Genomic DNA, 23,209 nt, shown 5'->3' with positions numbered 1-23,209 from the left:
ATGTACACCGGCAGCGGGCACCGCCGACACGGCTGTTCGGGCGATCGCGGCACGGCCCTCGGAACTCACCCGAACGTCGCGGTGAACACCTGGACGCCGGGCGGGACGTCGAGCTCGACGAGTCCTTCCGTCGGGCCGTCGCCCTCCAGGACGGGGTAGAGCGTCGGGCTGCCGGAGACGTCGATCTCGCGGGTCGTGGTCCGCCCGTCCGTCGTGACGCGCGCCGTGACGGTGCCCTCGCCGCCGAGCACCGTGAACACGTCGGTCGAGCGGTACGCGAGGCGCACGCGCGCGTCGTCGGACACGGCGGTCGCGCCCTGGAAGTCGACGTCCCACGTGCCGCCGAGCGAGAACGTGTCCTGCCGCTGGTCGTCGGCGAGCGTGAAGTCCTGCTGCCCCGCGGCGTAGCGCGGCTCGCCCGCGTAGTTGACGACGCGCTTGATCGAGAAGTAGGTCTCCGGCGTCGTCTCGTCCTGCGGCGTGGTGTCGCCGACGGCGGTGGGCGCGGGCAGCTCGACGCCCGGGTTCGCGTCCTCGAGGAGCTCGCGAACCAGGCGCTCGGTGTCCTCGTACCCGCCCTCCCCGAAGCGGATGTGACGCACGGTCCCGTCGGCGTCGACGAGGTACTGCGCGGGCCAGTAGCGGTTCCGGTAGGCGGTCCAGGTCGCGTACGCGTTGTCCTGGGCCACGGGGTAGGTGACGCCGAGGTCCTGCGCGCCCGCGACGACGTTGCGCGTCTCGCGCTCGAACGCGAACTCGGGCGTGTGGACCCCGACGACCTCGAACCCCGCGCCGACGTCGCGGTACCGGTCGTACCAGGCGTTGACGTGCGGGATCGCGCGCTGGCAGTTGATGCAGGAGTAGGTCCAGAAGTCGACCAGCACGACCTTGCCGCGCAGCCCCTCGAGCGTCAGCGCCTCGCCGCCCGGGGTGTTGAGCCACGTGTCGATGCCACGCAGCTCCGGGGCGGTGCCGCAGTCCTCGAGCACGGGCGCGCCGTTCGAGCAGTTCGACAGCTCACGGTTCTCGTCGGTGACGAGCCCGCCGAGGTCGAGCGCCTCGCGCACGGCGTCGTTCTCGTCGACCCGCTGCTGGAGCGCGCCCGTGTAGTCGGGCAGGGCGCGCTGGAGCGCGGCGGGAAGGTTGAGCGCGAGCGCGCCCGCGAGCGCGATCATCACGACGCCGCCCGTGACGCGGATGCCGCGCGTGTGTCGCTGGAACCCGCGGACCCGCTCCGCGACACGTCGCCCGGCGAGCGCGAAGACGAGGAGCGGGACCGCCGCCCCGACCGCGAACGACACCGTCAGCGCGACGGTCCCCGGGCCGATGTTCCCCGTCGCCCCCGCCACGGTGATCGCCGCGAGGACGGGCCCGGCGCACGGCACGTACAGCACGCCGAGGCCGAGGCCGAGCACGAACGCCCCGCGGTCCTGTCGGGCGGCGCCGCGTCGTGCCCCGAGCGCCGCGATCCGCCGGAACGGCCGCTCCAGGACCTCCTCGACGCGCGGCACGATCATCCCCACGCCGATCGCGACGAGGAGCACGATGCCCGCCCAGCGCAGCAGGTCCTGCGGGAGCCCGAGCGCGGTCAGCAGGAGGGAGCCGAGGAGCGTGAAGACGCTGAAGCTGAGGACCAGGCCCGCGATGACGAGGTAGGGGCGCCACGAGCGGCGCGCGGCCCGCCGGGACGCACGGCGCCCGGGTCCGCCGTCGACCGGGGTGGCGGGCTCCGCGGCGTCCCCCGTCGACAGGTCGAGGGCGAGCGTCCCGCCGCGCGTCGGCCGCGCCGTGACCTCCCGCGTCCCGCGGGCCTCCTGCGCGCCGCCCGGGCCGCCCCGGCCACGCAGCCCTGCCGCCGGGCGGCCGCCGACGCGGACCGCGTCGGGGACGCCCGCGAACAGCCTCGGGGAGACGCCGCCCGTCCCGGGCTCCGAGGTGCCCGACGGCGGCTCCCCCGTGCGCGCGCCCTGCACGCCGCCCGCGAAGAAGATGACGGGCAGCATGGGCAGGATGCACGGCGAGATCCCCGTGATGAGTCCCCCGAGCAGGCCGATGACGATGAGCGTCTCCATGCCCGGGGTTCGGACCGGCGGCCCTCGCGGATGGGTCCGCCACGCGCCGAGGGCACGTCGCCGGGCGCACGACGACGGCCCCAACCGTCCGGTCGGGGCCGTCGGGACCCGCTCGCGCAGGTCCACCGCGCGCCCGCTTCTGGACGCGCCGGGAGGGTCACATGGTCGGCATGAGCACCGAGTCGACGAGGTACACGGTCGCGTTCTGCGTCATCACGCCACCGCACACGACGGCCGCGTCGTTGACCATGAGCTCGTCGCCCGAGCCGGTCACCTCGACCGTGCCGCCCTCGACGGTCTCGTGCTCGCCGACGACCTGGTCGGGCGTGAGCTGGCCGGGCACCACGTGGTACGTGAGGATCTTCGTCAGCGTGTCGGAGTCCGTCTTGAGCGAGTCGAGCGTCGCGGCGTCGATCTTCGCGAACGCGTCGTCGACGGGGGCGAACACGGTGAACTCGCCGCCGTTGAGCGTGTCGACGAGGTCGACGTCCGGGTTCAGCTCACCCGAGACGGCCGCGGTGAGCGTCGTGAGCAGCGGGTTGTTCGACGCCGCCACGGCGACGGGGTCGGTCGACATGCCCGTGATCGACCCGGCGCCGTCGGGCACCTGCTCCGCGTAGGCCGCGCAGCCGGGGCCCACGAGGTTCGCGGCGGGGTCGGCCGCCATGTCGTCCGAGCCCTCGGTCGAGTCGTCGGTCATGTCGTCGGACGTCGAGTCGTCCGTCATGGTGTCGGACTGGGAGTCGGTCGTCGTCGAGTCGGACCCCGTGTCCGTGTCCGAGCTGCACGCGGACAGGCCGAGCACGGCGAGCGTGGCGATGCCGGCGACGGCGTACGACGTGCGGGTGCGAACGTTCATCGGTCTCTCCTCGGGTCGTCGCCCCGCCGGTGCGGGGCGTCATGCCGAGGGTTCGGAGCGCCGCCCCGGGTGGATGGGTCGGGATCGGCACGAGTTTTTCTCGCGCGCGTCCCGACCCCTCCGAGCCGCACCGCTCAGCCGACGAGCGCGACCACCGGGTCCGCCGTGGGCTGCTCCGAGCCGCCCGCCGGCTCGACCGTCACGGCCATGCCGACGCCCGGCTCGCCCTGGACGAGCCGGGACGTGCTGCCGTCCTGGACGTCGAGGACGCCCGCCGAGACGACGGCACCATCGGCCTCGACCACCCAGAGCTGGTAGTCGCGGTCGTCGCCCGCGTCGGGAAGGTCGGAGGCACGGAAGTACATGTCGTCGCCGGCGGCGAGCACGGACGCCTGGCCGCCCCCCTCGACGTCGCCGTGCAGGATCGTCGCGTCGGGGTCGGCGAGCATGCGCTCGATCGCGTCCGCCTGCGCCTCCAGGCGCGACTGCTCCTGCGTCGCGCGGACCGCGACCGTGGTCGGGACGGCCACCGCGACCACCGCGGCCACCGCCGCCGCGAGCCCGGTCCAGCGCCGTCGACGCGCGCGGCGGGCGGCCGCGAGGTCCACGACGACGCCACCCCCCGTGCTCTCCCCGGCGGACGGGACCGGGGCCGCGGACGCCGCCACCCGGGCCAGCACGGCGTCGCGCAGGGCGGGCGGCGGGGCGCTCTCGACCGCGAACGCCGCCACGACGTCGCGGTACTCGTCGAGCTCGCGCCGCGCGTCGGGGTCGGCCGCGAGCAGGCGCTCGACGGCGCGCCGCTCGACGTCGTCCACCGCGTCGAGCGCGTAGGCGGGGAGCAGGTCGCGGACGTCCGGACGGTCGTCCGCGCCGTCACCGCGGGGCGTGGTCAGGTCAGCCACGACGCACCCCCAGGCAGTCGCGGAGCCGCAGGAGCCCGTCCCGGATGCGGGACTTCACGGTCGGCAGCGCGGCGTCGAGCCGCTCCGCGACCTCCCGGTAGGTGAGCCCGCCGTAGTACGCCTGCACGACCGCCTCCCGCTGCGTCGCCGTGAGCGAGTCCAGGCAGCGCCGCACGGCCGCGCCCTCGAGACGTCGCTCGACGTCCTCCACCACCACGTCCCGCGGTGCCGCGGCCGTCGAGGCGTCCACGTCGCGCTGGTCGCGGTCACGGCGCGCCTGCTCGGCCCGCACGCGGTCCACCGCGCGCCGCCGCGCGAGCGTGGCGACCCACGTGCGCGCCGAGCCGCGGGTCGCGTCGTAGCGCGCCGCCGTCTGCCACACCTCCACCATCACCTCCTGCACGACCTCCGCCGCGTGGTCCGGGTCCCGCAGGACGCCCAGGCACGTGCCGTAGGCGACCGGCGCGAGCGCGTCGTAGACGGGCGCGAACGCCGCCGGGTCACCGCCGGCGCACGCTGACAGCGCAGCGTCGACCGCCGGGTTCGTCGTCACGGGAGGTGGCACCCGGTCAGTGTGCAGCACGGGCGCCTCCCCCACGCGCTGCGGCGCGTCGACCACGGCTCTCGGCACCCGACCTCCCGTCGCCAGCGCCGTCCCGGTCCGTCCGGGACACCCTCGGTTCGGCGCCGACGCGCGGACGGATGGGTTCCCGTCCCGGGGGCACCGGTCAGAGCGCGCGCCGGGTGCGGACCGCGGCGGCGAGCTCGCGCAGGAGGTCGGCCGTCGTGCCCCAGTCGATGCACGCGTCGGTGACCGACTGCCCGTACACGAGGCCGCTCGGCGCGGGCTTCTGCGCGCCCGCCACGAGGAAGCTCTCCATCATGAGGCCCGTGATCCCCTGCTCGCCCTCGGCGAGGCGCGCGGAGACCTCGCGCACGACCTCTGCCTGGCGCACGTGGCTCTTGCCCGAGTTGCCGTGCGAGGCGTCCACGACCAGCCCGTGCTCCGTGAGCCCGCCCCGGCCCGAGGTGCGCGCGACCGCGAGCGCCGCCGCGACGTCGTCGGCCCCGTAGTTGGGGCCCGAGCGGCCACCGCGCAGGATGACGTGGCAGTCGGGGTTGCCCGCGGTCTCCACGGCGGCGGCCCGGCCGAGCGAGTCCATGCCGAAGAACGTGTGCTCGCTCGCCGCGGTGATGCAGCCGTCCACCGCGATCTGCACGTCGCCGTCGGTCGCGTTCTTGAACCCGACGGGCATGGACAGGCCCGAGGCGAGCTGGCGGTGCACCTGCGACTCGGCGTTGCGCGCGCCGATCGCACCCCACGACACGGCGTCGGCGATGTACTGCGGGCTCGTCGGCTCGAGGAACTCGCACGCGGCCGGGACGCCGGCGTCGAGGACGCCCAGCAGCACCTCGCGCGCGAGGCGCAGGCCGTGGTGCACGTCGTGCGAGCCGTCCAGGTGCGGGTCGTTGATGAGGCCCTTCCAGCCGACCGTGGTGCGCGGCTTCTCGAAGTACACGCGCATGACGATCATGAGGTCGTCCGCGAGCTCGTGCGCGACGGCGGCCAGGCGCCCCGCGTACTCGAGCGCGGCCTCGGGGTCGTGCACGGAGCACGGGCCGACGATGACGAGGAGGCGGTCGTCGTCGCCCGCGAGGACGTCGCGGACCTCGCGGCGCGACGTCGTCACGAGGTCGCTGCGCGTGGCGCCGAGCGGGAGGTCGGCGAGCATCGTGCGCGGGGCGGGGAGCGCGTCGAGCGCGCGGACCCGCAGGTCGCTCGTGCGGGCCTGGAGCTCGGGGCTGTCCACGGGGTCGACGGTACTCGTCACGCGGTCGGTCGACGCGGTGGACGTCGGGGTGGACGCCGTGGCTTCGGGCGGGGTGGTCGTGCTGGTCACGGGAGGCTCCTGGTCTGTGCGGCGGTGGTCGGGGGCCGCCGTGAGATCGGAGTGCTCAGCGGTGCCCAGCGGCGCTTCACCGGCCTGCTGCCGCCCGTGGTCCCGGAGCGGCCCGTCTCACGACGAAGGGCCCGGACGCGGTCCGCGTCCAAGGCCCTGTGCTGGCTCCGGGTGGTGATCTGTGGTCAGGCGAACGCCCGCACGGCCCCACCGGGAGCCTGCGTAAAGCGCCAATACCACTGAGAAGTCACGAGGTGACCGTAGCACAGGGGCTCCGAGGGCCGGACGGCGCGTCTCACGTGCCGGTCGGGCGACCTAGGCTCGGGGCATGCCGATCCCCGAGTTCGTCGCCGCGCTCCGCTCCCGCATCGGGACCGACCTGCTGTGGATGCCGGGGGTGTCGGCCGTCGTGGTGGACGACGACGGCCGCCTGCTGCTCGGACAGCGGGCCGACACCGGGCAGTGGGCCGTGATCAGCGGGATCCTCGAGCCCGGCGAGGACCCCGCGGTCGGGCTCGCACGGGAGGTGCGCGAGGAGACGGGAGTCGACGTCGTCGTGGACAGGCTGGTCGCGGTGACCGTCACCGAACCGGTCGAGTACCCCAACGGCGACCGGTCGCAGTACCTCGACCTCGCGTTCCTGTGCCGACCCGTGTCCCCCGCCGCCGCGGCGGCGGCGCACGTCGCGGACGACGAGTCGCTCGCGGTCGCGTGGTTCGCCCCGGACGACCTGCCCGACGACCTCGCGCGCTCCACCGTCGAGCGCCTCGGCCACGCGCTCGGCCGGCTCGCCGATCCCTCAGCCGGCCCCTTCTTCGTCCGCTGACGCCACGCGCTGCGTCTCCGTCGCGGACGCGCCCGACGCCGCCGGGCCGAGCCAGCGCACCGCGAGCAGGCACGCGTCGTCGTCCTCCGGCGCGCGCGCGACGACCGCCTCCAGCAGCTCCGCGCCGCGCAGCCCGGCCCCGAGCGCGTTCGTGACGATCTCCGCGAGCTCGTCGAGCGCGAGCGCGAGCGGCCGGTCGCGGCGCTCGACGACGCCGTCGGTGAAGAGGAGCAGCAGGTCGCCCGGGGCGAGCGTGACGGTGTCGGCGACGCGCGGCGTCGTGCCCCGGACGCCCAACGGTGTGGACCGCGCCTCCCACAGGTAGCCCGCCGACCCGTCCGCGCGCACGAGCAGCGGCGGCAGGTGACCGGCGCACGTGTAGCGCAGCACCCCCTCGAGCAGCTCGAGCTCCCCGTACACGAGGCTCGCCATGAAGCCGGTCCCCGTCCGGTCGACGAAGCGGTCGAGCCGCTCCACCACCTCCTCCGGCGGCAGGCCCGTGTCCGACGCCGCGCGGACCGCCGTCCGCAGCTGCCCCATCGCGGTCGCGGCCTTGAGCCCGCGCCCCACCACGTCCCCGACCGAGAGCGCGACGACGTCCGGGGCGACGCGGAACGTGTCGTACCAGTCGCCGCCGACCTGGAGGTCGTGGACCCCTGGGCGGTAGCACGCGGCGATCTCCACGTGCGGGTCGGCGACGATCCCGTCCGACAGCATCGCGCCCTGGAGCTCGCTCGCGACCGACACGCTCTGCTCGTGGGTCGTCGCCCGGGCCAGCGCGAGCGCCGCGAGCTGGCCGGCCGCGGCGGCCGTGCCGAGGTCGACCGGTTCCGAGCCCGCCGCCCGACGCGGCTCCAGCGCGAGGACGCCGAGCAGCGCCCCGGCCGTGCGCAGCGGGACGACGACGGTCCCGTCCGAGCGCACGCCCGCCTCGGCCAGCTCGTCGATCGTCGGGGCGGTCACCCCCGCCGCACCGCCCCAGCGTCGGAGCGGCCCGCCCTCCTGGGGCGTCCACAGGGCCGCGTCGCCCGCCCCGAGCATCGTCACCGCCGCCCGGAGCAGGACCCACGCGACGCCGTCGAGACCGGCGACGCTCGCGAGGTCCGCCGCGATGCCGTGCAGCAGCCGGACGCGGCGCTCCGCCTCCTCCGCCGCGCGCCGCGCCCCCACCAGCTCGTGCTCGAACCGGGACCGCTCGCGCGCCCCCAGCATCGCGACCTCGACGAGGCGCTCACCCCGGACCTCGCGCCCGATCGCGGTGAGCAGCACCGGCTCGCGCCCCCGCGGCGTGCGCAGCTCGACCGCGACCTCGTCGACCCGGCCCTCGATGTGCAGGCGCGGACCGAGGTGCGTCTCCCAGTAGATGCGGCCACCCACCGTGAGCAGGTCCGCGAGCCGCCGCCCGGCGACCGCCTCCACGTCCGGCACGTCCAGCAGCCGCAGGAACTCGTCGTTCGCGTCGAGCACCCGCCCCTCCGCGTCGAGGAGCAGGAGCGCGACGGGCGCGAGCACCCAGCGCTCGCCGCGCGACATCACCATCAGGGGCCCCCGAGCCAGTCCCGCATCGCCGCGACGAGGAGCGCCGGGTGCGAGAGGTTGGGACAGTGCCCGACCGAGTCGATCACGACGAGCTCGCTCCCCGGCAGGTGCTCGTGCACGTACCGACCTACCGCCTGCGGCGCGATGGCGTCCTCGCGGCTCTGCACGACGAGGCTGGGGGTCCGCACGCGCGCCAGGTCCGCCCGGTTGTCGCCGAGGAACGTCACGCGCGCGAACTGCCGGGCGATCGCCGGGTCGTTCCGCCGGAAGACCTCCGCGAGCTCGTCCCCCAGCGCCGGCCGGTCGGGGTTCCCGACGATCACCGGCGCCATGGCCTGCGTCCAGCCCAGGTAGTTCGCGTCCATCGTCTCGAGGAGCTCGTCGATCTCCTCCGCGGAGAACCCGCCGCGGTACCCCTCGTCGTCGATGTACCGGGGGCTCGGCCCGACGAGCACCAGGCGGTCGACGAGGTCGGGCCGGTCCGCCGCGGCGAGGAGCGCGATCACCGCGCTCACCGAGTGGCCGACGAGGATCACGGGCTCGTCCGCGACGTCCTCCACGATCTCGACCAGGTCCGCGACGTACCCCGCGAGCTCCCCGTGCCGCGCGGGGTCCCACGACGCCGGGTGGGACGCGCCGCACCCCGAGTGGTCGAAGAGCACGACCCGGTGGTCCGCCGCGAAGACGGGCGCGACGAAGCGCCACATCGACTGGTCGCAACCGAAGCCGTGCGCGAGCACCATCGTCGGTGCACCCGACGGCCCCGCGACACGCACGTTGTTGCGTTCGCGCACGTCCACGGGTCACAGCGTAGAGGGGAACCTGAACGGGAGAGCAGGGCCCGCGCGGGTGAGATCGCTCCGGCCCGGGCCCGGCACGGCGGTCGGCCACCCCGCGCACGGCACAATGTCCTCATGCGTGTCTCGGCGAAGGCTGACTATGCCGTGCGGGCGTGCGCCGAGCTCGCGGCGTCACCCCACGGCGACCCCGTGCGGGCGGAGGACCTCGCGGCGGGCCAGGGCCTGCCCGTGAGCTTCCTCGAGCGCATCCTCGGCGACCTGCGGCGGGCCGGCATCGTCGCGAGCGTCCGCGGTCGCTCCGGCGGCCACCGCCTGGCCCGCCCCGCGTCCGAGGTGACCCTGGCCGACGTCTTCCGCGCCGTCGACGGACCGCTCGTCACCGTGCGTGACGAGCGCCCTCCGAGCCTCGAGTACGAGGGCTCCGCGGCCGCGCTCCTGGAGGTCTGGGTCGCGCTCCGCGCGAGCGTCCGCGACGTGCTCGACCGCGTCACGATCGACGACGTCGTCCGTCGCGACCTCCCCGACGACGTCCACGCCCTCGCCGCCCGCGCCGACGCCTGGGAGAACCCCTGACCCGCTGAGCCCGCGGTCGGGCGGTGCGGTTCGACGTGCCGCCTCGGCCGGGACGGCCGTGCGACCGACGAGCCCGTTAACACTGGCCCACGATGTGGGCGGCGCTTCACATACTGGACTCGTTCGGTCAACCTTGTCAGGACACGTCGGGGCCGCCCCGGCCACCCGAGCAAGGAGACGCGGTGCGGACCCTCATCCTGCTGGCCCTCGTCGGCCTCGGTGCGCAGCTCGTCGACGGCAGCCTCGGCATGGCGTACGGCGTGACGTCGACGACGCTCCTGCTCGCGATCGGGACGAACCCCGCGGCGGCGTCGGCGACGATCCACCTGGCGGAGATCGGGACGACGTTGGCGTCGGGTGCGGCGCACTGGCGGTTCGGGAACGTGGACTGGAAGGTCGTCGTACGGATCGGCGTCCCCGGCGCGATCGGCGCGTTCGCGGGCGCGACGTTCCTGTCGAACCTGTCGACCGAGGTCGCCGCCCCGGTGATGTCGCTGCTGCTCCTGGGGCTCGGCGTGTACGTGCTGTCCCGCTTCACGTTCGTCGGGCTGCCGAAGGGACGCCAGGGTCTGCCGCTGCGCAAGCGGTTCCTCGCTCCGCTCGGCCTCGTCGCGGGCTTCGTCGACGCCACGGGCGGCGGCGGCTGGGGCCCCGTCGGGACGCCGGCGCTGCTCGCGTCGGGGCGGATCGAGCCGCGCAAGGTCATCGGCTCGATCGACACGAGCGAGTTCCTCGTCGCGATCGCCGCGTCGCTCGGGTTCCTCGTCTCGCTGGGCTCGCAGGGCATCGACCTGCTGTGGGTGGGCGCGCTGCTGCTCGGCGGTCTGGTCGCGGCTCCGATCGCGGCGTGGCTCGTGCGGCTCCTGCCGCCGCGGATCCTCGGCTCGGCGGTCGGTGGCGTCATCGTCCTCACCAACGTCCGCACCCTGCTGCGCTCCGACTGGGTCGACGCGAGCGGCGCCGTCCAGGGTGTCGTGCTCGGGCTGGTCGCCGTCGTGTGGGCCGCGGCCGTCGCGTGGTCCGTCCGGGCGCACCGCCGGGCCGTCGCTCTCGAGGCCGCGACGACGGCTGCAGGGACGCCGACCGACTCTCCCGCGCCGCAGCCGGAGCCCGTCGCCCGCTGACCCGACCCACGCCGAGCAGCGACGACCGCCTGCTCGTCAGTCGCGCGCGTAGCGGCGGACGAACGCCGCGAGGATGCGGTGCGGCTCCCGGACGTCGCCGCGGCGGACCGTCGCCTCGACGTCGCCCGCGGTCTCGGGCGCGAAGTACCCGTAGTCGCGGTAGACGCCGATGCGCGTGAGGATCCCCTCCAGGTCCAGCTCCGGGTGGAACTGCGTCGCGTAGAGGTTCTCCTTGACCCGGAACATCTGGACCGGGCACGCGTCCGACGTCGCGAGCAGCACCGCGTGCGCCGGCAGCTCCCGCACGGCCTCCTTGTGGCCGACGTACGCCTCGAACGCGTCGGGGAGGTCGGCGAGCAGCGGGTCGGCCCGGCCCTCGGCGGTGAGCCGGATCGTCACGGGCGAGATGGGCTCGGCGTAGGTGTCGTCGAGGACCGCTCCCTCGTGCAGCCCGAGCGTCCCGACGCCGTAGCACGCGCCGAGGAACGGGACGTCGCGCTCGACGATCTCGTCGAGGAGCGGAGCGAGCTCCTGCTCGACGCGCCGCTGCACCGGGGACTTGTCCGCCTCGGGCAGCGACGAGTCGAACGGGCTGCCGCCGACGATCACCCCGGAGTACGCGTCGAGGTCGATCGCCGGCAGCGGCCCCGCCTCCATCCGGACGCGGTGCAGCGCGTCCGTGCCCAGCCCGGAGTACCGGAGCACGGCGGCGTGCTCGCCGTCCGCGGCGGGGTCCTCCGCCCGCGACGCGAGCAGCAGGAACGGCCTCATGCGCGTCAGGCTAGGTGCGTGGGCGCGCCCACGCCCGCGGTGGGCGCAGGTCCGCGCCGGGGCCGCGCGCCCAGGTCGTCGAGCCCGCCGACCGGGGCGGCGGCGACGTCGCCCGCTCGGTGCCGCCGGCGCGCGCGCCGGCGGCAGTGCGGCCGCAGGAGCCGGACGGTCACGACCGCGCGGGCCGTGAGGATCGACGCGCGACGCCGGAGCACGCGCGCCGGGACGCGCTCAGGCACGGTCGTACGTGAGGACGGCGTTGCCGCCGTCGAACGTGGCGACGTCGGTGAGGTCGTAGGTCGTGGGCCGGAACGCGGCCGCGCCGAACGCGTTCCGCCCGGCGCCCGCGACCACCGGGTAGAGCTTGACGACGAGCCGGTCGATCTCGTCGAGGAGCGCGCCCGCGAGGACGCCGCCGCCCGCGAGGTAGATGTCGAGCGAGGAGTCCTCGGCCTTGAGCGCGCGCACGAGCGCGACCGGGTCGTCCCGCACGATCGTCACCGCCGGGTCGAGCTCGGGCTGCGACGACGAGACGACGTACTGGCGCAGGTGCGCGTACGGGCTCGTGATCCCGAGGTCGAGCGCGGGCTCGTACGTCCGCCGGCCCATGACGATCGTGTCGAACGTCCGGTTGGGCTGGTCGTCGACCCCGAGCTGGCGGCGTCCGTGCGTGGGCAGGACGTCGGGGAACGCGTCGATCATGCGCGCGCTGTACGCGTCGGAGGACGGGTAGAAGTCGACCTCGTCGTCGGGGCCGGACAGGAAGCCGTCGATGGACAGGGCCACGAAGTAGGTGAGTCGTCTCATGGCTCCAGCCTCGGATTCCGCCGATACGTGATCAATGACGCATGCTGGGGCGATCGTTCACCCGGTGTGAACGGTGCGCGGAGACGGAGGCAGAGGTGGCTGCGTGGACCTGAGGGACATCGAGATCTTCCTGACGCTCGCGGACGAGCTGCACTTCGGCCGGACCGCGGAGCGGCTCCACGTCTCCCCCGCGCGCGTCAGCCAGGCGATCAGCCGGCAGGAGCGCCGCATGGGGACCACCCTCTTCGAGCGGACGAGCCGCCGCGTCGAGCTCACGCCGGTGGGCGCCCGCCTCCGTGACGACCTGCGCCAGGGGTACGAGCTCATCCAGTCGGGCATCGCCGCGGCCAGCCGTACCGGTGAGCGCCCCGCCGGGCTCCTGCGCGTCGCCGCGATGGGCATCGTCGGCCACGAGCTCCAGCCCGTGGTCGACGAGTTCACCGCCCGGCACCCGGGGTGCTCGGTCGAGCGCCGTGAGTTCCACTTCTCGGACCCGTTCGGGTCGCTGCGCGAGGGCGTGGCCGACCTGCAGGTGACGTGGACGCCCGTGCGCGAGCCCGACGTCGTCGTGGGGCCGCGCGTGCTCACGGAAGGCCGCGTCCTCGCGGTCGCGGCGGGTCACCCGCTCGCGGGCGAGGACGGCGTCTCGGTCGAGGCCCTCGGGGACCACACGGTGCTCGACCTCGGCGCCGGCGTCCCCTCGTACTGGGAGGAGGCGATGGTGCCCCGCCGCACGCCCGCCGGGCGCCCCGTGCTGCGGGGGCCCGTCGCGCGCACGTTCCACGAGGTGCTCACCGTCGTCGCCTCGGGCGAGGCGGTCACCCCGCTCAACGCGCACGTCCGGCGGTACTACACGCACCCGGGCGTCGTCTACGTGCCGATCGTCGACGTCCCCGACACCGAGTGGGTGCTCGTCTGGTCGCGCGACCGGGAGACCGCCGAGGTCCGTGCCTTCGCCCAGATCGCCCGCGAGCTGGGCTCGCGGGCGATCTGAGGCTCAGCTCCAGCGGAAGAGCTTCACCGCGAGCGGGAGGAGCACGGCGGTCCACGCGACCATCACGACGAGCTGGAGCGTCGGGACCTCCGTCTCGAACCAGCCCGCCGACATCGCCTGGGCGGCGGCCCCGAGCGGGGAGAACTGCCCGATGTCCCGCACGACGTCGGGCATGATCGGCCCCGGCGTCCACATGCCCGAGAGGAAGAGCATCGGGAAGTAGACGAGGTTCCCGATCGCCGACGCCGTGCTCCCCTTGGCCGCGACCGCCGCGACGACCATGCCGAGCGAGAGCATGGACAGGACGGTGAGCACGAAGGCCAGCACGACCGTCGGCGGGCTGACCGGCGCGGCGAGGCCGAACACGACCTGACCCACGACGAGCGCGAGCACCGCGGACACGGCGATCGCGCCGAGGTTGATGAGCAGGTGGGCGACGACGACGCCCTGCGGGCGCATCGGCGTCGTCGACAGCCGGCGGAGCAGCCCCTTCTCGCGGGCGGTCGCGAAGGTCACGGGCATCGTCGTCAGCGCGGGCGTGGCGACCGCGGCGGCGAGGACGATCGGCACGTAGGTCGCGATCGCCGTCAGACCGTCCCAGGGCGCGCCCGCCCCCGTGATCGGCTCCCGCATGCCCGGGATCGCGAACCCGACGCCGACGAGCAGGACCGTGGGGAACACGAGCGCGAAGAACACGGCCGTGCCGTCGCGCAGGAACAGGCGGGCCTCGGTCCGCAGGAGCGTCCCGAAGCCCCGCCACCCCGCACGGGCGGTCGGGACGCGGGGCAGGGTCGTGGTCGCGGCGGTCATCGTGCGTCTCCCTCGTGCGGGGCCGCGGAGTCCGCGGCGTGGTCGTAGGTCCGGCCGGTCACGGCGACGAACACGTCCTCGAGCGTCCGCGAGACGGTCCGGACGTCGTCGGGCACCACCTCCTGTTCGGCGAGCGCGAGCACGACGGCGAGCAGCACCCGGCGCGTCCCGGTCACCTCGATCTCGCGCCCGTCCACCTCGACGTGCTCGACGTCGGCGAGCCCGGCGAGCGTGTGGAGCGTCAGGTCGTGGTCGGTCGGGGGCACCCGCAGGCGCACCGTGCGCGACGTGTCGACCGAGTCGATGAGCTCCGCGGGCGTGCCCTGCGCGACGACGCGGCCGCCGTCGATGATGACGAGCCGGTCGCACAGGCGCTCCGCCTCCTCCATGAAGTGCGTGACGAGCAGGATCGTCACGCCCCGGTCCCGCACGCGCTCGACGAGCTCCCAGGTCGCCCGGCGGGCAGCCGGGTCGAGGCCGGTGGTCAGCTCGTCGAGGATCGCGACGCGCGGGTCGCCGACCAGCGCGAGGGCGATCGACAGGCGCTGCTTCTGCCCGCCCGAGAGCTTGCCGAACGCGACGCGCCGGTGCTCGGCGAGGTCGAGGAGGTCGAGCAGCTCCTCGACGTCCGACGGGGCCTCGTAGAAGGACGCGAAGAGGCGCAGCGCCTCCTCGACCGTGATCTTCTCGTGGAGCGCGGCCTCCTGGAGCTGGACGCCGACGGCGTCGCGCACCGCGGCCGGGTCGGCCTGCGGGTCGACCCCGAGGACGCGGATCGCACCGCCGTCGGCCTCGCGCAGGCCGGCGAGGCACTCGACCGTCGTCGTCTTGCCGGCACCGTTCGGGCCGAGGATGCCGAAGATCTCGCCCGGCGCGACGGAGAGGCTCACGTCCTCGACGGCGACCTTGCGGGCGTCGGAGCCACGGGGCCCCGGGTAGGTCTTGCGCAGGTTCCGGACCTCGACGACCGGTGACGTGCCGGCCGACGAGGCGCCGGTCGGGGCGGGCGACGCGACGGTCGCGGCGCCGGTGGGCGGTGGAGCGGTGCTCATGGTGGCCTCCTGGAGGGTGTGCGCCACCCACGGACGGCGCGGCGCGCCGCCCGGGAGGGGCTTCGGTGTGTGGTGCTGAGAGCGGTCAGGCGCTCGCGCTGGCGGCGAACTCGACCGGCTGGATCGCGACGCCCCGCAGGACGACGCGCAGGAGCAGGGCGGCGAGCACGACCCCGAGCGCCCCGCCGAGGACGGCGAGCGCGACGGGGGTGCCGTCGAGACCGACGACGCGCGCGAGCGCGTGGCCGAAGAACCCGGACCGCAGGAAGATCTCGCTGACCACCACGGGGACGAGCGACGCGAGCACGAGGAGCACGCCGCGCAGGAACCCGAACCCGTAGAAGCCGGCAGCGATGACCATGCCGGCGAGGTAGTAGACGACGCAGAAGAGCCCCTCGACGAGCATCGCCAGGCCCACCTGCGAGCCGTCGGCGTAGAGCTGCGCGAGCTCCGGCTCCGTCGACCACCCGGAGCGGCGGAACAGCGCCCACTCGCCCCACTTCACGAGCGCCGTCGCGACGCCGAACGTCATGCCCGACACGGCCGCGCCGATCCACAGCCCGTGCGTGTACGAGCGGCGCGTGCCGCCCGACGCCACGTGCACGGCGATCGTCATGAGGGGCAGGATGATCCCCATCACGAAGAGGAAGAACTTCGCCGAGCCGGCGACTCCTCCGACCGCCTCGATGCTCACGTCGTCGTTGCGCTCCATGATCCAGAGGATCAGCGCTCCGACGGCGAGCGCGATGGCCCAGAACCAGACCCCGACGTACCAGGTGCCGCCGATGAAGTACCAGGCGACGGCGTTGACGCCGCGCCGGTGGGCGGCGGACTCGAGAGCGCGGCGCTCGGCGGTGCGGTGGGTCGTGGCGGTCATCGCGTCGTCTCCGTCCCGGCCTCGGAACCCGGGCGCCCGTTGCGCGTCAGGTGGACGAACAGGTCCTGTACGGGCACCGCGCCGACCTCGAGCCCGGCCTCCACGGCGGTGGCGCGCTCGTCGTCGGTGAACGTGCCGAAGAGCGTCACCTGCGCCGTGCCGCCGAGCCGTTGCCGGGCGAGCACCTCGCGACCGGCCGCGTGCCGCTCGACCACCTCGGCCGGGCCGGTGAGGCTCACGCCCCGGGCCCGGACGTCGTCGGCGTTCTCGGCGAGCAGGACACGACCGCGGTCGATGATGACGACGTCCTCGAACACGCGCTCCACCTCGGTGATGAGGTGGCTCGACAGCAGGATCGTGCGCGGGTGCTCGGCGTAGTCCGCCACGAGCGCGTCGTAGAACGCGTAGCGGCTCGGGGCGTCCATGCCGAGGTAGACCTCGTCGAAGATCGTCAGGGGCGCGCGCGACGCGAGGCCGACGACCGCGCCGAGCGCGGACCGCTTGCCGCGCGACATCTCGGTCGGCTTCTTGCGGACGTCCACCTCGAGCTCGTCGAGCAGGCGGGCGGCGAGGTCGGCGTCCCAGTGCGGGCGCAGGTCCGCGTAGTACTCGAGCGTGTCCCGGGCCTTGTCGGTCTCCCACACGTCGCCGCTCTCGCGGACGAGCTGCGTGTGCATGGTCGCCCACACGTTCTCGAACGGGTCCTCCAGCTCGCCCGCGGGACCGACGCGCACCGTCCCGGCGGTGGGCCGGCGGAACGCCGCGAGCAGGGCGGCGAGCGTCGTCTTCCCGGCGCCGTTCCGCCCGAGGAGGCCGGTGATGACGCCGGGGCGGACGGTGAGCGTCGCGCCGTCCAGCGCGGGGACGTCGTCGCTGCTGCGCGGGTAGCGCACGACGACGTCGCGCACCTCGGCGGCGAAGGGTTCCGGGGCCGTGGTCGCGGTTGGGGTGGACGGCTTCTGGTCGGGGGTGCGGCGGGTGGGCCGGGCGGTCACGGGTCTCACCTCGGGGCGGGGTCGGTGGTCGGGCCGGTACGAGGGTCGCCGGACGAGCCGGCGGGTCGCGGCCGGCCGAGGACGTAGTCCACGATCTCGGCCGTCGGGATGTCGAGGAGGTCGGCCTGCGCGAGCGCGGGCGCGAGGACCTCGTCGAAGAACCGGGCACGGTGGTCGGCGAGGAGCTGCTCGCGCGCTCCCGGGGCGACGAACATGCCGAGCCCGCGGCGCTTGTAGAGGACGCCCTCGTCGACCAGGCCGGCGAACGCCTTGGCGGCCGTCGCCGGGTTGATGCGGAACGTCGTCGCGAACTGCGTCGTCGACATGACCTGCTCCTCCTCCGCGAGCTCGCCCGCGAGCACCTGTGCCCGGATCATCTGCGCGATCTGGAGGTAGATGGGTTCCGGTCCGTCGAACATGGGCCCCATCCTCTCCCGCCTCGCGTGTTCTGTGGTTCATTACTCCACTAATGAACCACAGATGCGGACGATGCCGCAACCTCTTCGCGAGGTAGAGCCCTGGTACGTCGAGGGAGAGCCCTGGTCTCGCGAGGTAGAGGCCTGGTCATGCGAGGAGGCACCCTGGGAGTGACCACGGCTCTACCTCGCGGGAGGCGGTGTGGACGCAGCGTGCGAGCTTGCGGGCGGGACGCCCTGGGCCGAGCCGCTGAGCACAGGGACGAGCCTCGCGTTCGTCGTCGCGGGCGCGGCGATCGTGGTGGCGGCGCTCCGGGCTCGCCGGGGGACGCCGTCGGGACCACCCCTGCCCGACGGCGCTGCGGCCCGGAGCTTGCGCGTCGCCTTCGGGATCCTGGTCGCCCTGGTCGGCGCGGGCTCGGTGGTCCAGCACGGACCGTCACCGTCGTGGAACCCGGTCGTGCACGACCCGCCGCTGCTCGGCGCGCTCGCGCTCGTCGCCGCGGACGCGGTCGCGGACCTGACCGGGCGCCGGCTGCGGACGTGGTGGTGGCTCGCCCCGACGCTGCTGGGCGTGCCGCTCGCCGCGGCGTCGCCCACCGCCTCGACCGCCGCGCAGGTGGTCGCCGCCACCGTCGCCGTGGGCGCGAGCGCCCTGCGCGCGTGGCGTCGCCCCGCGGTCCGACGGCGCACGGTCGCCGCGCTCGCCCTCCTCGCCGTGGGCGGCGGGGTCGGGACGCTGTCGCGTCCCGGGTGGCCGCTGTGCGACGCCGGCGGGCCGCTCGGCGTCACGCTCCAGGGGCACGCCGTCTGGCACGTGCTCGCCGCGGCCGCGCTGTGGCTGCTCGCCCCGACGCTCGGGACCCGCACGACGTCCTGACCGCGGACCGTTCACCCGCTCCCTGCGGTACCCACGGCGGCCTGCTGGTGGGACCCTGGGAGGATCCGGCGTCCGCGGCGGGTCACGCCCTCCGGCCGCCGGCGGTCACGAAGGAGTGAGACGACGATGGTCACCATTCGGCGCGGGTTCTCCAGCTTCTCGGCGGACGACCTCGACGCGGCGCGCGATTTCTACGGGAGCACCCTCGGGCTCCCCGTCACGGCACTCGATGACGGGGGCGGTCTGGTGCTCCACCTGGGCGGCGGCTCGGACGTGTTCGTCTACCCGAAGGAGGACCATCGGCCGGCCGCCTTCACGGTCATGCACCTCACCGTCGACGACGTGGACCAGGTCGTCGACGAGCTCACCGCGAAGGGCGTGACGTTCGAGCGCTACGAGGGGTTCGACCAGGACGAGAAGGGCATCGTGCGCGGATTCATGGAGGGCGGCGACGGCGCCTGGTTCACCGACCCGGCCGGCAACATCGTCGGCCTCGCCGACGGCGAGAACATGGCTCGCATGGTCGAGGGCTGAGCCCCGGACCTTCTCCCGCGAGGTAGAGCCCTGGTCGATGACCAGGGCTCTACCTCGCGGTACCAGGGCTCTACCTCGGGTGACCGGGGCTCTACTTCGCGAGGGCCGGGGTGAACGCCGCGCGGACGGCGTCGAGGTCCTGCGCGACGAGCTCGGCGAGCTGCACCGCGTTGAGCGCGGCGCCCTTGCGGAGGTTGTCGTTCGACACGAACAGCACGAGGCCACGCCCGCCGGGGACGGACTGGTCGGTCCGGATGCGGCCGACGAACGACGGGTCCTGGCCGGCCGCCTCGAGCGGGTTCGGGACGTCCGCGAGCACCACGCCCGGCGCGGACGCGAGGATCTCGCGCGCGCGGTCGGGCGTGATCGCGGCGCCGAACTCGGCGTGGATCGCGAGCGAGTGGCCGGTGAACACCGGGACGCGCACGCAGGTCCCGGCGACCGCGAGCTCGGGCAGGCCGAGGATCTTGCGCGACTCGTTGCGCAGCTTCTTCTCCTCGTCCGTCTCCTCCTGCCCGTCGTCGACGATCGACCCGGCGAGCGGGACGACGTTGAACGCGACGTTGCGCGGGAAGACCGCGGGCTCCGGGAAGGCGACCGCGCCGCCGTCGTGCACGAGCCCGACGAGCCCGGCACCCGTTCCCTCGGCCGCCGCGCCCGCGACGGCCTGCGCGCGCAGCTCCTCCGCGCCGGCGAGACCGGCGCCGGACACGGCCTGGTACGTCGCGACGATGAGGCGCTCGAGCCCGGCCTCGTCCGCGAGCGGCTTGAGCACCGGCATCGCGGCCATGGTCGTGCAGTTCGGGTTGGCGATGATGCCCTTGCGCGCCTCGCGCAGCGCACCCGGGTTGACCTCGGACACGACGAGGGGGACGTCGGGGTCCATGCGCCACGCGGACGAGTTGTCGATGACGACGGCGCCCGCCTCGGCGAAGCGCTCCGCCTGCGCCTTGGAGGTCGCGCCGCCCGCGGAGAACAGGGCGACGTCGATCCCGCGCAGGTCGTCGGTCGAGGTCGCGGCGACGTCCTCCACGACGACGTCGGTCCCGCGCCACGGGAGCGTCGACCCGGCCGAGCGCGCCGACGCGAAGTAGCGGATGCTCGCGACGGGGAGGTCGCGCTCGTCGAGGAGGCGGCGCATGACGGCGCCCACCTGGCCGGTCGCGCCGACGACGGCGACGTGCAGGCCCTGACGGTTCTCGGTGCTCATGGTTCCTCGTCCTCTCAGCGGCCGGTGCCGGCGTAGACGACGGCCTCGCCGTCGGCGGCGTCGAGCTCGAACGCGGTGTGCACGGCGCGCACCGCGTCGTCGAGCGAGTCCTCGCGGGTCACGACGGAGATGCGGATCTCCGAGGTGGAGATCATCTCGATGTTGATGCCGGCGTCGCGCAGCGCGCCGAAGAGCTTGGCGGAGACGCCCGGGTGCGACTTCATGCCCGCCCCGACGAGCGAGAGCTTGCCGATCTGGTCGTCGAACTGGAGCGAGTCGAACCCGATCTCGCCCTGGAGCGCGGACAGCGCCGACATCGCGGCCGGGCCGTCGCCCTCGGGCAGCGAGAACGAGATGTCGGTCAGGCCCGTCCGGGCGGCCGAGACGTTCTGCACGATCATGTCGATGTTCACGCCCGAGCCCGCGACGACCTCGAAGATGCGCGCGGCCGTCCCGGGCACGTCGGGCACCCCGACGACGGTGATCTTGGCCTCGCTGCGGTCGTGCGCGACGCCGGAGATGATCGGGTCTTCCATGACGGTCTCCTCGGGAAGGTCTGCGGAGCGGGGGGCGGCGTCGGCGGGACGGGGCGCGGAATAGGCGTCCGCGCTGACGAACGTGCCCTCCTTGCCGCTGAACGACGAGCGGACGTGGATCGGCACGCCGTACCGGCGGCCGTACTCGACGCAGCGCAGCGCGAGGACCTTGGCCCCGCTCGCCGCCATCTCGAGCATCTCCTCGTACGTGATGCGGTCGATCTTGCGCGCGCTCGGGACGATGCGCGGGTCGGCCGTGAAGATGCCGTCCACGTCGGTGTAGATCTCGCACACGTCGGCGTCGAGGCCCGCCGCGAGCGCGACGGCCGTCGTGTCCGACCCGCCGCGTCCGAGCGTCGTCACGTCGTTCGTCGACTGCGTGACGCCCTGGAAGCCCGCGACGATCGCGACCTGGCCCCGCTCGATCGTCTCCCGGATGCGGTGCGGGACGACGTCGACGATGCGCGCCTTGCCGTGCACGGCGTCGGTGATGACGCCGGCCTGCTGGCCCGTGAACGACTTCGCCTTGACGCCCAGGCTGTTGATCGCCATCGCGAGCAGCGACATCGAGATGCGCTCGCCCGCGGTGAGGAGGATGTCCATCTCGCGCTGCGGCGGGAGGGGGGTGACCTGCTGCGCGAGGTCGATGAGCTCGTCCGTCGTGTCGCCCATCGCCGAGACCACGACGACGACGTCGTGACCGGCCCGCTTGGTCTGCGCGATGCGCTTGGCCACGCGCTTGATGCTCTCGGCGTCCGAGACCGACGAACCGCCGTACTTCTGCACGACAAGTGCCACGTGCTGCTCCATCTGTCGCCGGCCTCCGTCTCTCTCAACGGCCCGCCGGGTGCTTGTGGGTCGATCGATGATACGCACGCGTCCCGCGCTCCGGCCAAGCCCGTCCCGCCATGCGGGCCGGGCGGCGACGGCGTCAGCCCGCGCGATGGCTCCGGTCGAGGGGTGCGGTCGCGCGCCGGATCGCCGGCACGGGGAGCACGACCGGCCTCGAGGTCGCGTCCGTCGAGCGCGCACCCCGCTCGGCGTCTCGCGCCGGGCCCGCGACGACGACGTAGGCGAGGCCGACGACGAGGGCGCCGCCGACGAGGTTGCCGAGGCCGACCCAGGTGAGGTTGCGGGCGAAGTCGGCCCACGTCGTCGGGCCCAGGCCGCCGAGGAGGCCGAGCGAGAAGGTCGTCATGTTGGCGACCACGTGCTCGAACCCGGAGGCGATGAACGCGAGGATCGCCCAGAACAGGACGATCGCCTTGCCCGCCTCGGAACGCAGGCGACCGCAGGCCCAGATCGCGGCGCACACGAGGAGGTTGCACAGGACGCCGCGGAAGAAGAGCTCGCCGCCGGTCTCGTGGGCCTTCGCGCGCAGCATGGACGCGACCATCTCCCCCGCGGCCGCGTTGGAGTGCAGCACCCCGGCCTTCGTCACGGCGAACGCGAAGAGCATCGAGCCGGCGAGGTTGCCGACGAGGCACAGGCCGAGGGTGAGGACGGCGTCGCGCACCCGGACGGCGCGCGTCGCGACGCCCTGGGCGAGGATCATCATTGCCGAGGTCCCGAGCTCGGCCCCGGCGAACACGACGAGGGTCAGCGCCGCGGCGAACACGCCCCCGGCGACCAGCCGCTCCCCCGGCGACCCGGCCGCGAGGAAGGGCCCGGCCGTCGCGACCATGAGCACGACGCCGACGCCGATGTACGCGCCGGCGAGCATCGCGGCGACGAGGTAGCGCGCCGGGCGTCTCGCCGAGCCGACCTTCTTCCGGGCCGCCTCCGACTGGGTGGTCAACGCCTGGGCGAGGGTCTGCACGACCTCGATCCTCGCCGTCGCCGGACGCCCCGGACAGGGCCCGTGGTCGTGACCACGCGGGACCGAAGGTCCGCGGGCGACGGAGCGCCGGGCCCGGGGTCAGGCCCCCACGGCCCCCACGGGCTGTCCGGCCGCCTCGGCGGGCACGACGCCGTCGAGCGCCACGGGCTGCTCGCCGTCACCCGTGCCGTCGAGGCCGAGCGGGGACGGTCGCGGGTCGAGCACCGCGGCGACGATCGCCTCGATCGCGAACTGGCTCGCCTCGCCGAGGTCCACCTGCGTGGGGTCGAGGAGCCACTGGACCTGGAGCCCGTCCATGACCGCGAGGATCGACGCCGACGCGTGCCGGACGCTCGCGGGGACGGCGACGCCCCGCTCCGCGCACAGCGCCTCGAACGCCTCGACGGCCTCGCTCCGCAGCGTGCGGTACCGGCCCTCGAAGAAGGCGCGCGCGGGGTGGTCGTCGGTCACGGACTCCGCGGAGAGCACGGCGTACGTCTGCACGATCCCGGCGCGCTGCGCGTTGAGGAACGCCGTGCGGACCAGGTGGCGGAACATGTCGATGCCGCCCGGGATGTGCTGCCCGTCGAGGCCGGCGACGTCGCTCTCGTCGCGGTAGCGCAGCACCTCGAGGAGGAGGTGGTCCTTGGACCCGAAGTGGTGCAGGATCCCGGCGTGGGTCATGTCGACCTGCTCCGCGATCTCCGCCAGGGGGCCGTTGTGGTAGCCCTTGCTCCCGAAGGTCGCCATGGCGGCCTTGAGGATCTCCTCGCGGCGCCGGAGGGTCTCCTCCCGCACGCGGGGGCGCCGCCTGCTCGTGGTCATCGCCTCGTCACTTCCTCGTCGTGGTGCCCGGTGCGCCACCGTCGGCGCCGACGTCGGCGTTCCGTGCACCGAGCACGTCCTCGG

25 protein-coding genes are annotated in these 23,209 nt (G+C 74.3%); 6 read left to right on the top strand and 19 right to left on the bottom strand.

Annotated features, from left to right (window positions below):
• Positions 1-65: 65 nt before the first annotated feature.
• The 5 genes from A0J59_RS17740 to A0J59_RS17720 all read right to left on the bottom strand — a co-directional run bounded on the left by A0J59_RS17740 (position 66) and on the right by A0J59_RS17720 (position 5,668).
• Positions 66-2,072 carry a cytochrome c biogenesis protein DipZ gene (locus A0J59_RS17740; RefSeq protein WP_064316974.1) on the bottom strand — a complete coding sequence of 669 codons (2,007 nt, stop codon included), beginning with the start codon at positions 2,070-2,072 and terminating at the stop codon, positions 66-68.
• Between the two features lie 157 nt (positions 2,073-2,229).
• On the bottom strand, positions 2,230-2,931 hold the full coding sequence (locus tag A0J59_RS17735) for a fasciclin domain-containing protein (protein ID WP_064316973.1): 702 nt from the start codon (positions 2,929-2,931) through the stop codon (positions 2,230-2,232).
• A gap of 134 nt (positions 2,932-3,065) precedes the next feature.
• A complete protein-coding gene (locus tag A0J59_RS17730) occupies positions 3,066-3,836 on the bottom strand; it encodes an anti-sigma factor (protein ID WP_064316972.1) in 771 nt (256 codons plus the stop codon).
• Positions 3,829-4,401: an ECF RNA polymerase sigma factor SigK gene (gene sigK / locus A0J59_RS17725; protein ID WP_064317006.1), complete on the bottom strand. Its 573-nt coding sequence runs from the start codon at positions 4,399-4,401 to the stop codon at positions 3,829-3,831. Before sigK ends, A0J59_RS17730 begins: the two co-directional genes overlap by 8 nt.
• A 163-nt stretch (positions 4,402-4,564) precedes the next feature.
• Positions 4,565-5,668, bottom strand: a complete 1,104-nt coding sequence (locus tag A0J59_RS17720) for a 3-deoxy-7-phosphoheptulonate synthase (protein ID WP_220084515.1) — start codon at positions 5,666-5,668, stop codon at positions 4,565-4,567.
• A 397-nt stretch (positions 5,669-6,065) separates the two neighbouring features.
• Between A0J59_RS17720 and A0J59_RS17715 the strand changes: the two genes are divergently transcribed.
• The gene (locus A0J59_RS17715) at positions 6,066-6,563 is read left to right on the top strand and encodes an NUDIX domain-containing protein (protein WP_064316971.1); all 498 of its coding nucleotides are present in this window, start codon (positions 6,066-6,068) and stop codon (positions 6,561-6,563) included.
• Here the strand turns inward: A0J59_RS17715 and A0J59_RS17710 are convergent.
• On the bottom strand, positions 6,537-8,102 hold the full coding sequence (locus A0J59_RS17710) for a SpoIIE family protein phosphatase (protein WP_064316970.1): 1,566 nt from the start codon (positions 8,100-8,102) through the stop codon (positions 6,537-6,539). The genes A0J59_RS17715 and A0J59_RS17710 overlap by 27 nt on opposite strands.
• The gene (locus tag A0J59_RS17705) at positions 8,102-8,902 is read right to left on the bottom strand and encodes an alpha/beta fold hydrolase (protein ID WP_053371770.1); all 801 of its coding nucleotides are present in this window, start codon (positions 8,900-8,902) and stop codon (positions 8,102-8,104) included. The genes A0J59_RS17710 and A0J59_RS17705 overlap by 1 nt, the downstream gene beginning before the upstream one ends.
• A 114-nt stretch (positions 8,903-9,016) precedes the next feature.
• Between A0J59_RS17705 and A0J59_RS17700 the strand changes: the two genes are divergently transcribed.
• Together A0J59_RS17700 and A0J59_RS17695 are read left to right on the top strand one after the other, a co-directional pair.
• Positions 9,017-9,475 carry an Rrf2 family transcriptional regulator gene (locus A0J59_RS17700; protein ID WP_047232267.1) on the top strand — a complete coding sequence of 153 codons (459 nt, stop codon included), beginning with the start codon at positions 9,017-9,019 and terminating at the stop codon, positions 9,473-9,475.
• A 182-nt stretch (positions 9,476-9,657) separates the two neighbouring features.
• Complete coding sequence (locus tag A0J59_RS17695) at positions 9,658-10,599, top strand: sulfite exporter TauE/SafE family protein (protein ID WP_064316969.1); 942 nt, start codon at positions 9,658-9,660, stop codon at positions 10,597-10,599.
• Positions 10,600-10,635: 36 nt separating this feature from the next.
• Here the strand turns inward: A0J59_RS17695 and A0J59_RS17690 are convergent, their stop codons facing one another.
• Genes A0J59_RS17690 through A0J59_RS17680 form a run of 3 tightly spaced genes read right to left on the bottom strand, consistent with a single transcriptional unit; the run spans position 10,636 to position 12,177 of the window.
• A complete protein-coding gene (locus A0J59_RS17690) occupies positions 10,636-11,370 on the bottom strand; it encodes a glutamine amidotransferase (RefSeq protein ID WP_047232269.1) in 735 nt (244 codons plus the stop codon).
• Positions 11,371-11,375: 5 nt separating this feature from the next.
• Positions 11,376-11,609 (bottom strand): hypothetical protein, encoded by a 234-nt coding sequence (locus tag A0J59_RS17685; RefSeq protein WP_064316968.1) that lies wholly within the window; start codon positions 11,607-11,609, stop codon positions 11,376-11,378.
• Positions 11,602-12,177, bottom strand: coding sequence for a dihydrofolate reductase family protein (locus A0J59_RS17680; protein WP_064316967.1), 576 nt, complete (start codon positions 12,175-12,177; stop codon positions 11,602-11,604). Before A0J59_RS17680 ends, A0J59_RS17685 begins: the two co-directional genes overlap by 8 nt.
• A 103-nt stretch (positions 12,178-12,280) precedes the next feature.
• Here A0J59_RS17680 and A0J59_RS17675 point away from each other — a divergent pair, with 103 nt between their 5' ends.
• The gene (locus A0J59_RS17675) at positions 12,281-13,171 is read left to right on the top strand and encodes a LysR family transcriptional regulator (RefSeq protein ID WP_053371776.1); all 891 of its coding nucleotides are present in this window, start codon (positions 12,281-12,283) and stop codon (positions 13,169-13,171) included.
• A 3-nt stretch (positions 13,172-13,174) separates the two neighbouring features.
• Here the strand turns inward: A0J59_RS17675 and A0J59_RS17670 are convergent, their stop codons facing one another.
• The 5 genes from A0J59_RS17670 to A0J59_RS17650 form a co-directional block, all read right to left on the bottom strand.
• Positions 13,175-13,981, bottom strand: a complete 807-nt coding sequence (locus A0J59_RS17670) for an ABC transporter permease (protein ID WP_052877527.1) — start codon at positions 13,979-13,981, stop codon at positions 13,175-13,177.
• Positions 13,978-15,033 (bottom strand): ABC transporter ATP-binding protein, encoded by a 1,056-nt coding sequence (locus A0J59_RS17665; RefSeq protein ID WP_082380154.1) that lies wholly within the window; start codon positions 15,031-15,033, stop codon positions 13,978-13,980. Before A0J59_RS17665 ends, A0J59_RS17670 begins: the two co-directional genes overlap by 4 nt.
• Positions 15,034-15,118: 85 nt before the next feature.
• Positions 15,119-15,910, bottom strand: coding sequence for a hypothetical protein (locus A0J59_RS17660; protein WP_064316966.1), 792 nt, complete (start codon positions 15,908-15,910; stop codon positions 15,119-15,121).
• Complete coding sequence (locus A0J59_RS17655) at positions 15,907-16,905, bottom strand: ATP-binding cassette domain-containing protein (RefSeq protein ID WP_082919152.1); 999 nt, start codon at positions 16,903-16,905, stop codon at positions 15,907-15,909. The genes A0J59_RS17660 and A0J59_RS17655 overlap by 4 nt, the downstream gene beginning before the upstream one ends.
• Positions 16,906-16,910: 5 nt before the next feature.
• Positions 16,911-17,324 (bottom strand): GntR family transcriptional regulator, encoded by a 414-nt coding sequence (locus A0J59_RS17650; RefSeq protein ID WP_053371777.1) that lies wholly within the window; start codon positions 17,322-17,324, stop codon positions 16,911-16,913.
• A 199-nt stretch (positions 17,325-17,523) separates the two neighbouring features.
• Between A0J59_RS17650 and A0J59_RS17645 the strand changes: the two genes are divergently transcribed.
• Both A0J59_RS17645 and A0J59_RS17640 read left to right on the top strand, forming a co-directional pair.
• Positions 17,524-18,201 carry a hypothetical protein gene (locus tag A0J59_RS17645; protein WP_064316965.1) on the top strand — a complete coding sequence of 226 codons (678 nt, stop codon included), beginning with the start codon at positions 17,524-17,526 and terminating at the stop codon, positions 18,199-18,201.
• 126 nt (positions 18,202-18,327) lie between these two features.
• Positions 18,328-18,735 carry a VOC family protein gene (locus A0J59_RS17640; RefSeq protein ID WP_047232276.1) on the top strand — a complete coding sequence of 136 codons (408 nt, stop codon included), beginning with the start codon at positions 18,328-18,330 and terminating at the stop codon, positions 18,733-18,735.
• A gap of 91 nt (positions 18,736-18,826) precedes the next feature.
• Here the strand turns inward: A0J59_RS17640 and A0J59_RS17635 are convergent, their stop codons facing one another.
• From A0J59_RS17635 to A0J59_RS17620, 4 genes are all read right to left on the bottom strand, one after another.
• Positions 18,827-19,945: an aspartate-semialdehyde dehydrogenase gene (locus A0J59_RS17635; RefSeq protein ID WP_064316964.1), complete on the bottom strand. Its 1,119-nt coding sequence runs from the start codon at positions 19,943-19,945 to the stop codon at positions 18,827-18,829.
• Between the two features lie 14 nt (positions 19,946-19,959).
• The gene (locus tag A0J59_RS17630) at positions 19,960-21,279 is read right to left on the bottom strand and encodes an aspartate kinase (RefSeq protein WP_064317003.1); all 1,320 of its coding nucleotides are present in this window, start codon (positions 21,277-21,279) and stop codon (positions 19,960-19,962) included.
• A gap of 133 nt (positions 21,280-21,412) precedes the next feature.
• Entirely contained in the window at positions 21,413-22,300 is an 888-nt protein-coding gene (locus tag A0J59_RS17625) for a formate/nitrite transporter family protein (RefSeq protein ID WP_064316963.1), read from the bottom strand.
• A gap of 99 nt (positions 22,301-22,399) precedes the next feature.
• Complete coding sequence (locus tag A0J59_RS17620; RefSeq protein WP_082919151.1) at positions 22,400-23,125, bottom strand: TetR/AcrR family transcriptional regulator; 726 nt, start codon at positions 23,123-23,125, stop codon at positions 22,400-22,402.
• Positions 23,126-23,209 lie beyond the last annotated feature (84 nt).

This window comes from Cellulosimicrobium sp. I38E (assembly GCF_001647255.1).
GTDB lineage: Bacteria > Actinomycetota > Actinomycetes > Actinomycetales > Cellulomonadaceae > Cellulosimicrobium > Cellulosimicrobium cellulans_E.
The sequence above is the reverse complement of the archived record's forward strand: the minus strand, read 5'-3'. Positions and strand labels throughout refer to the sequence as shown.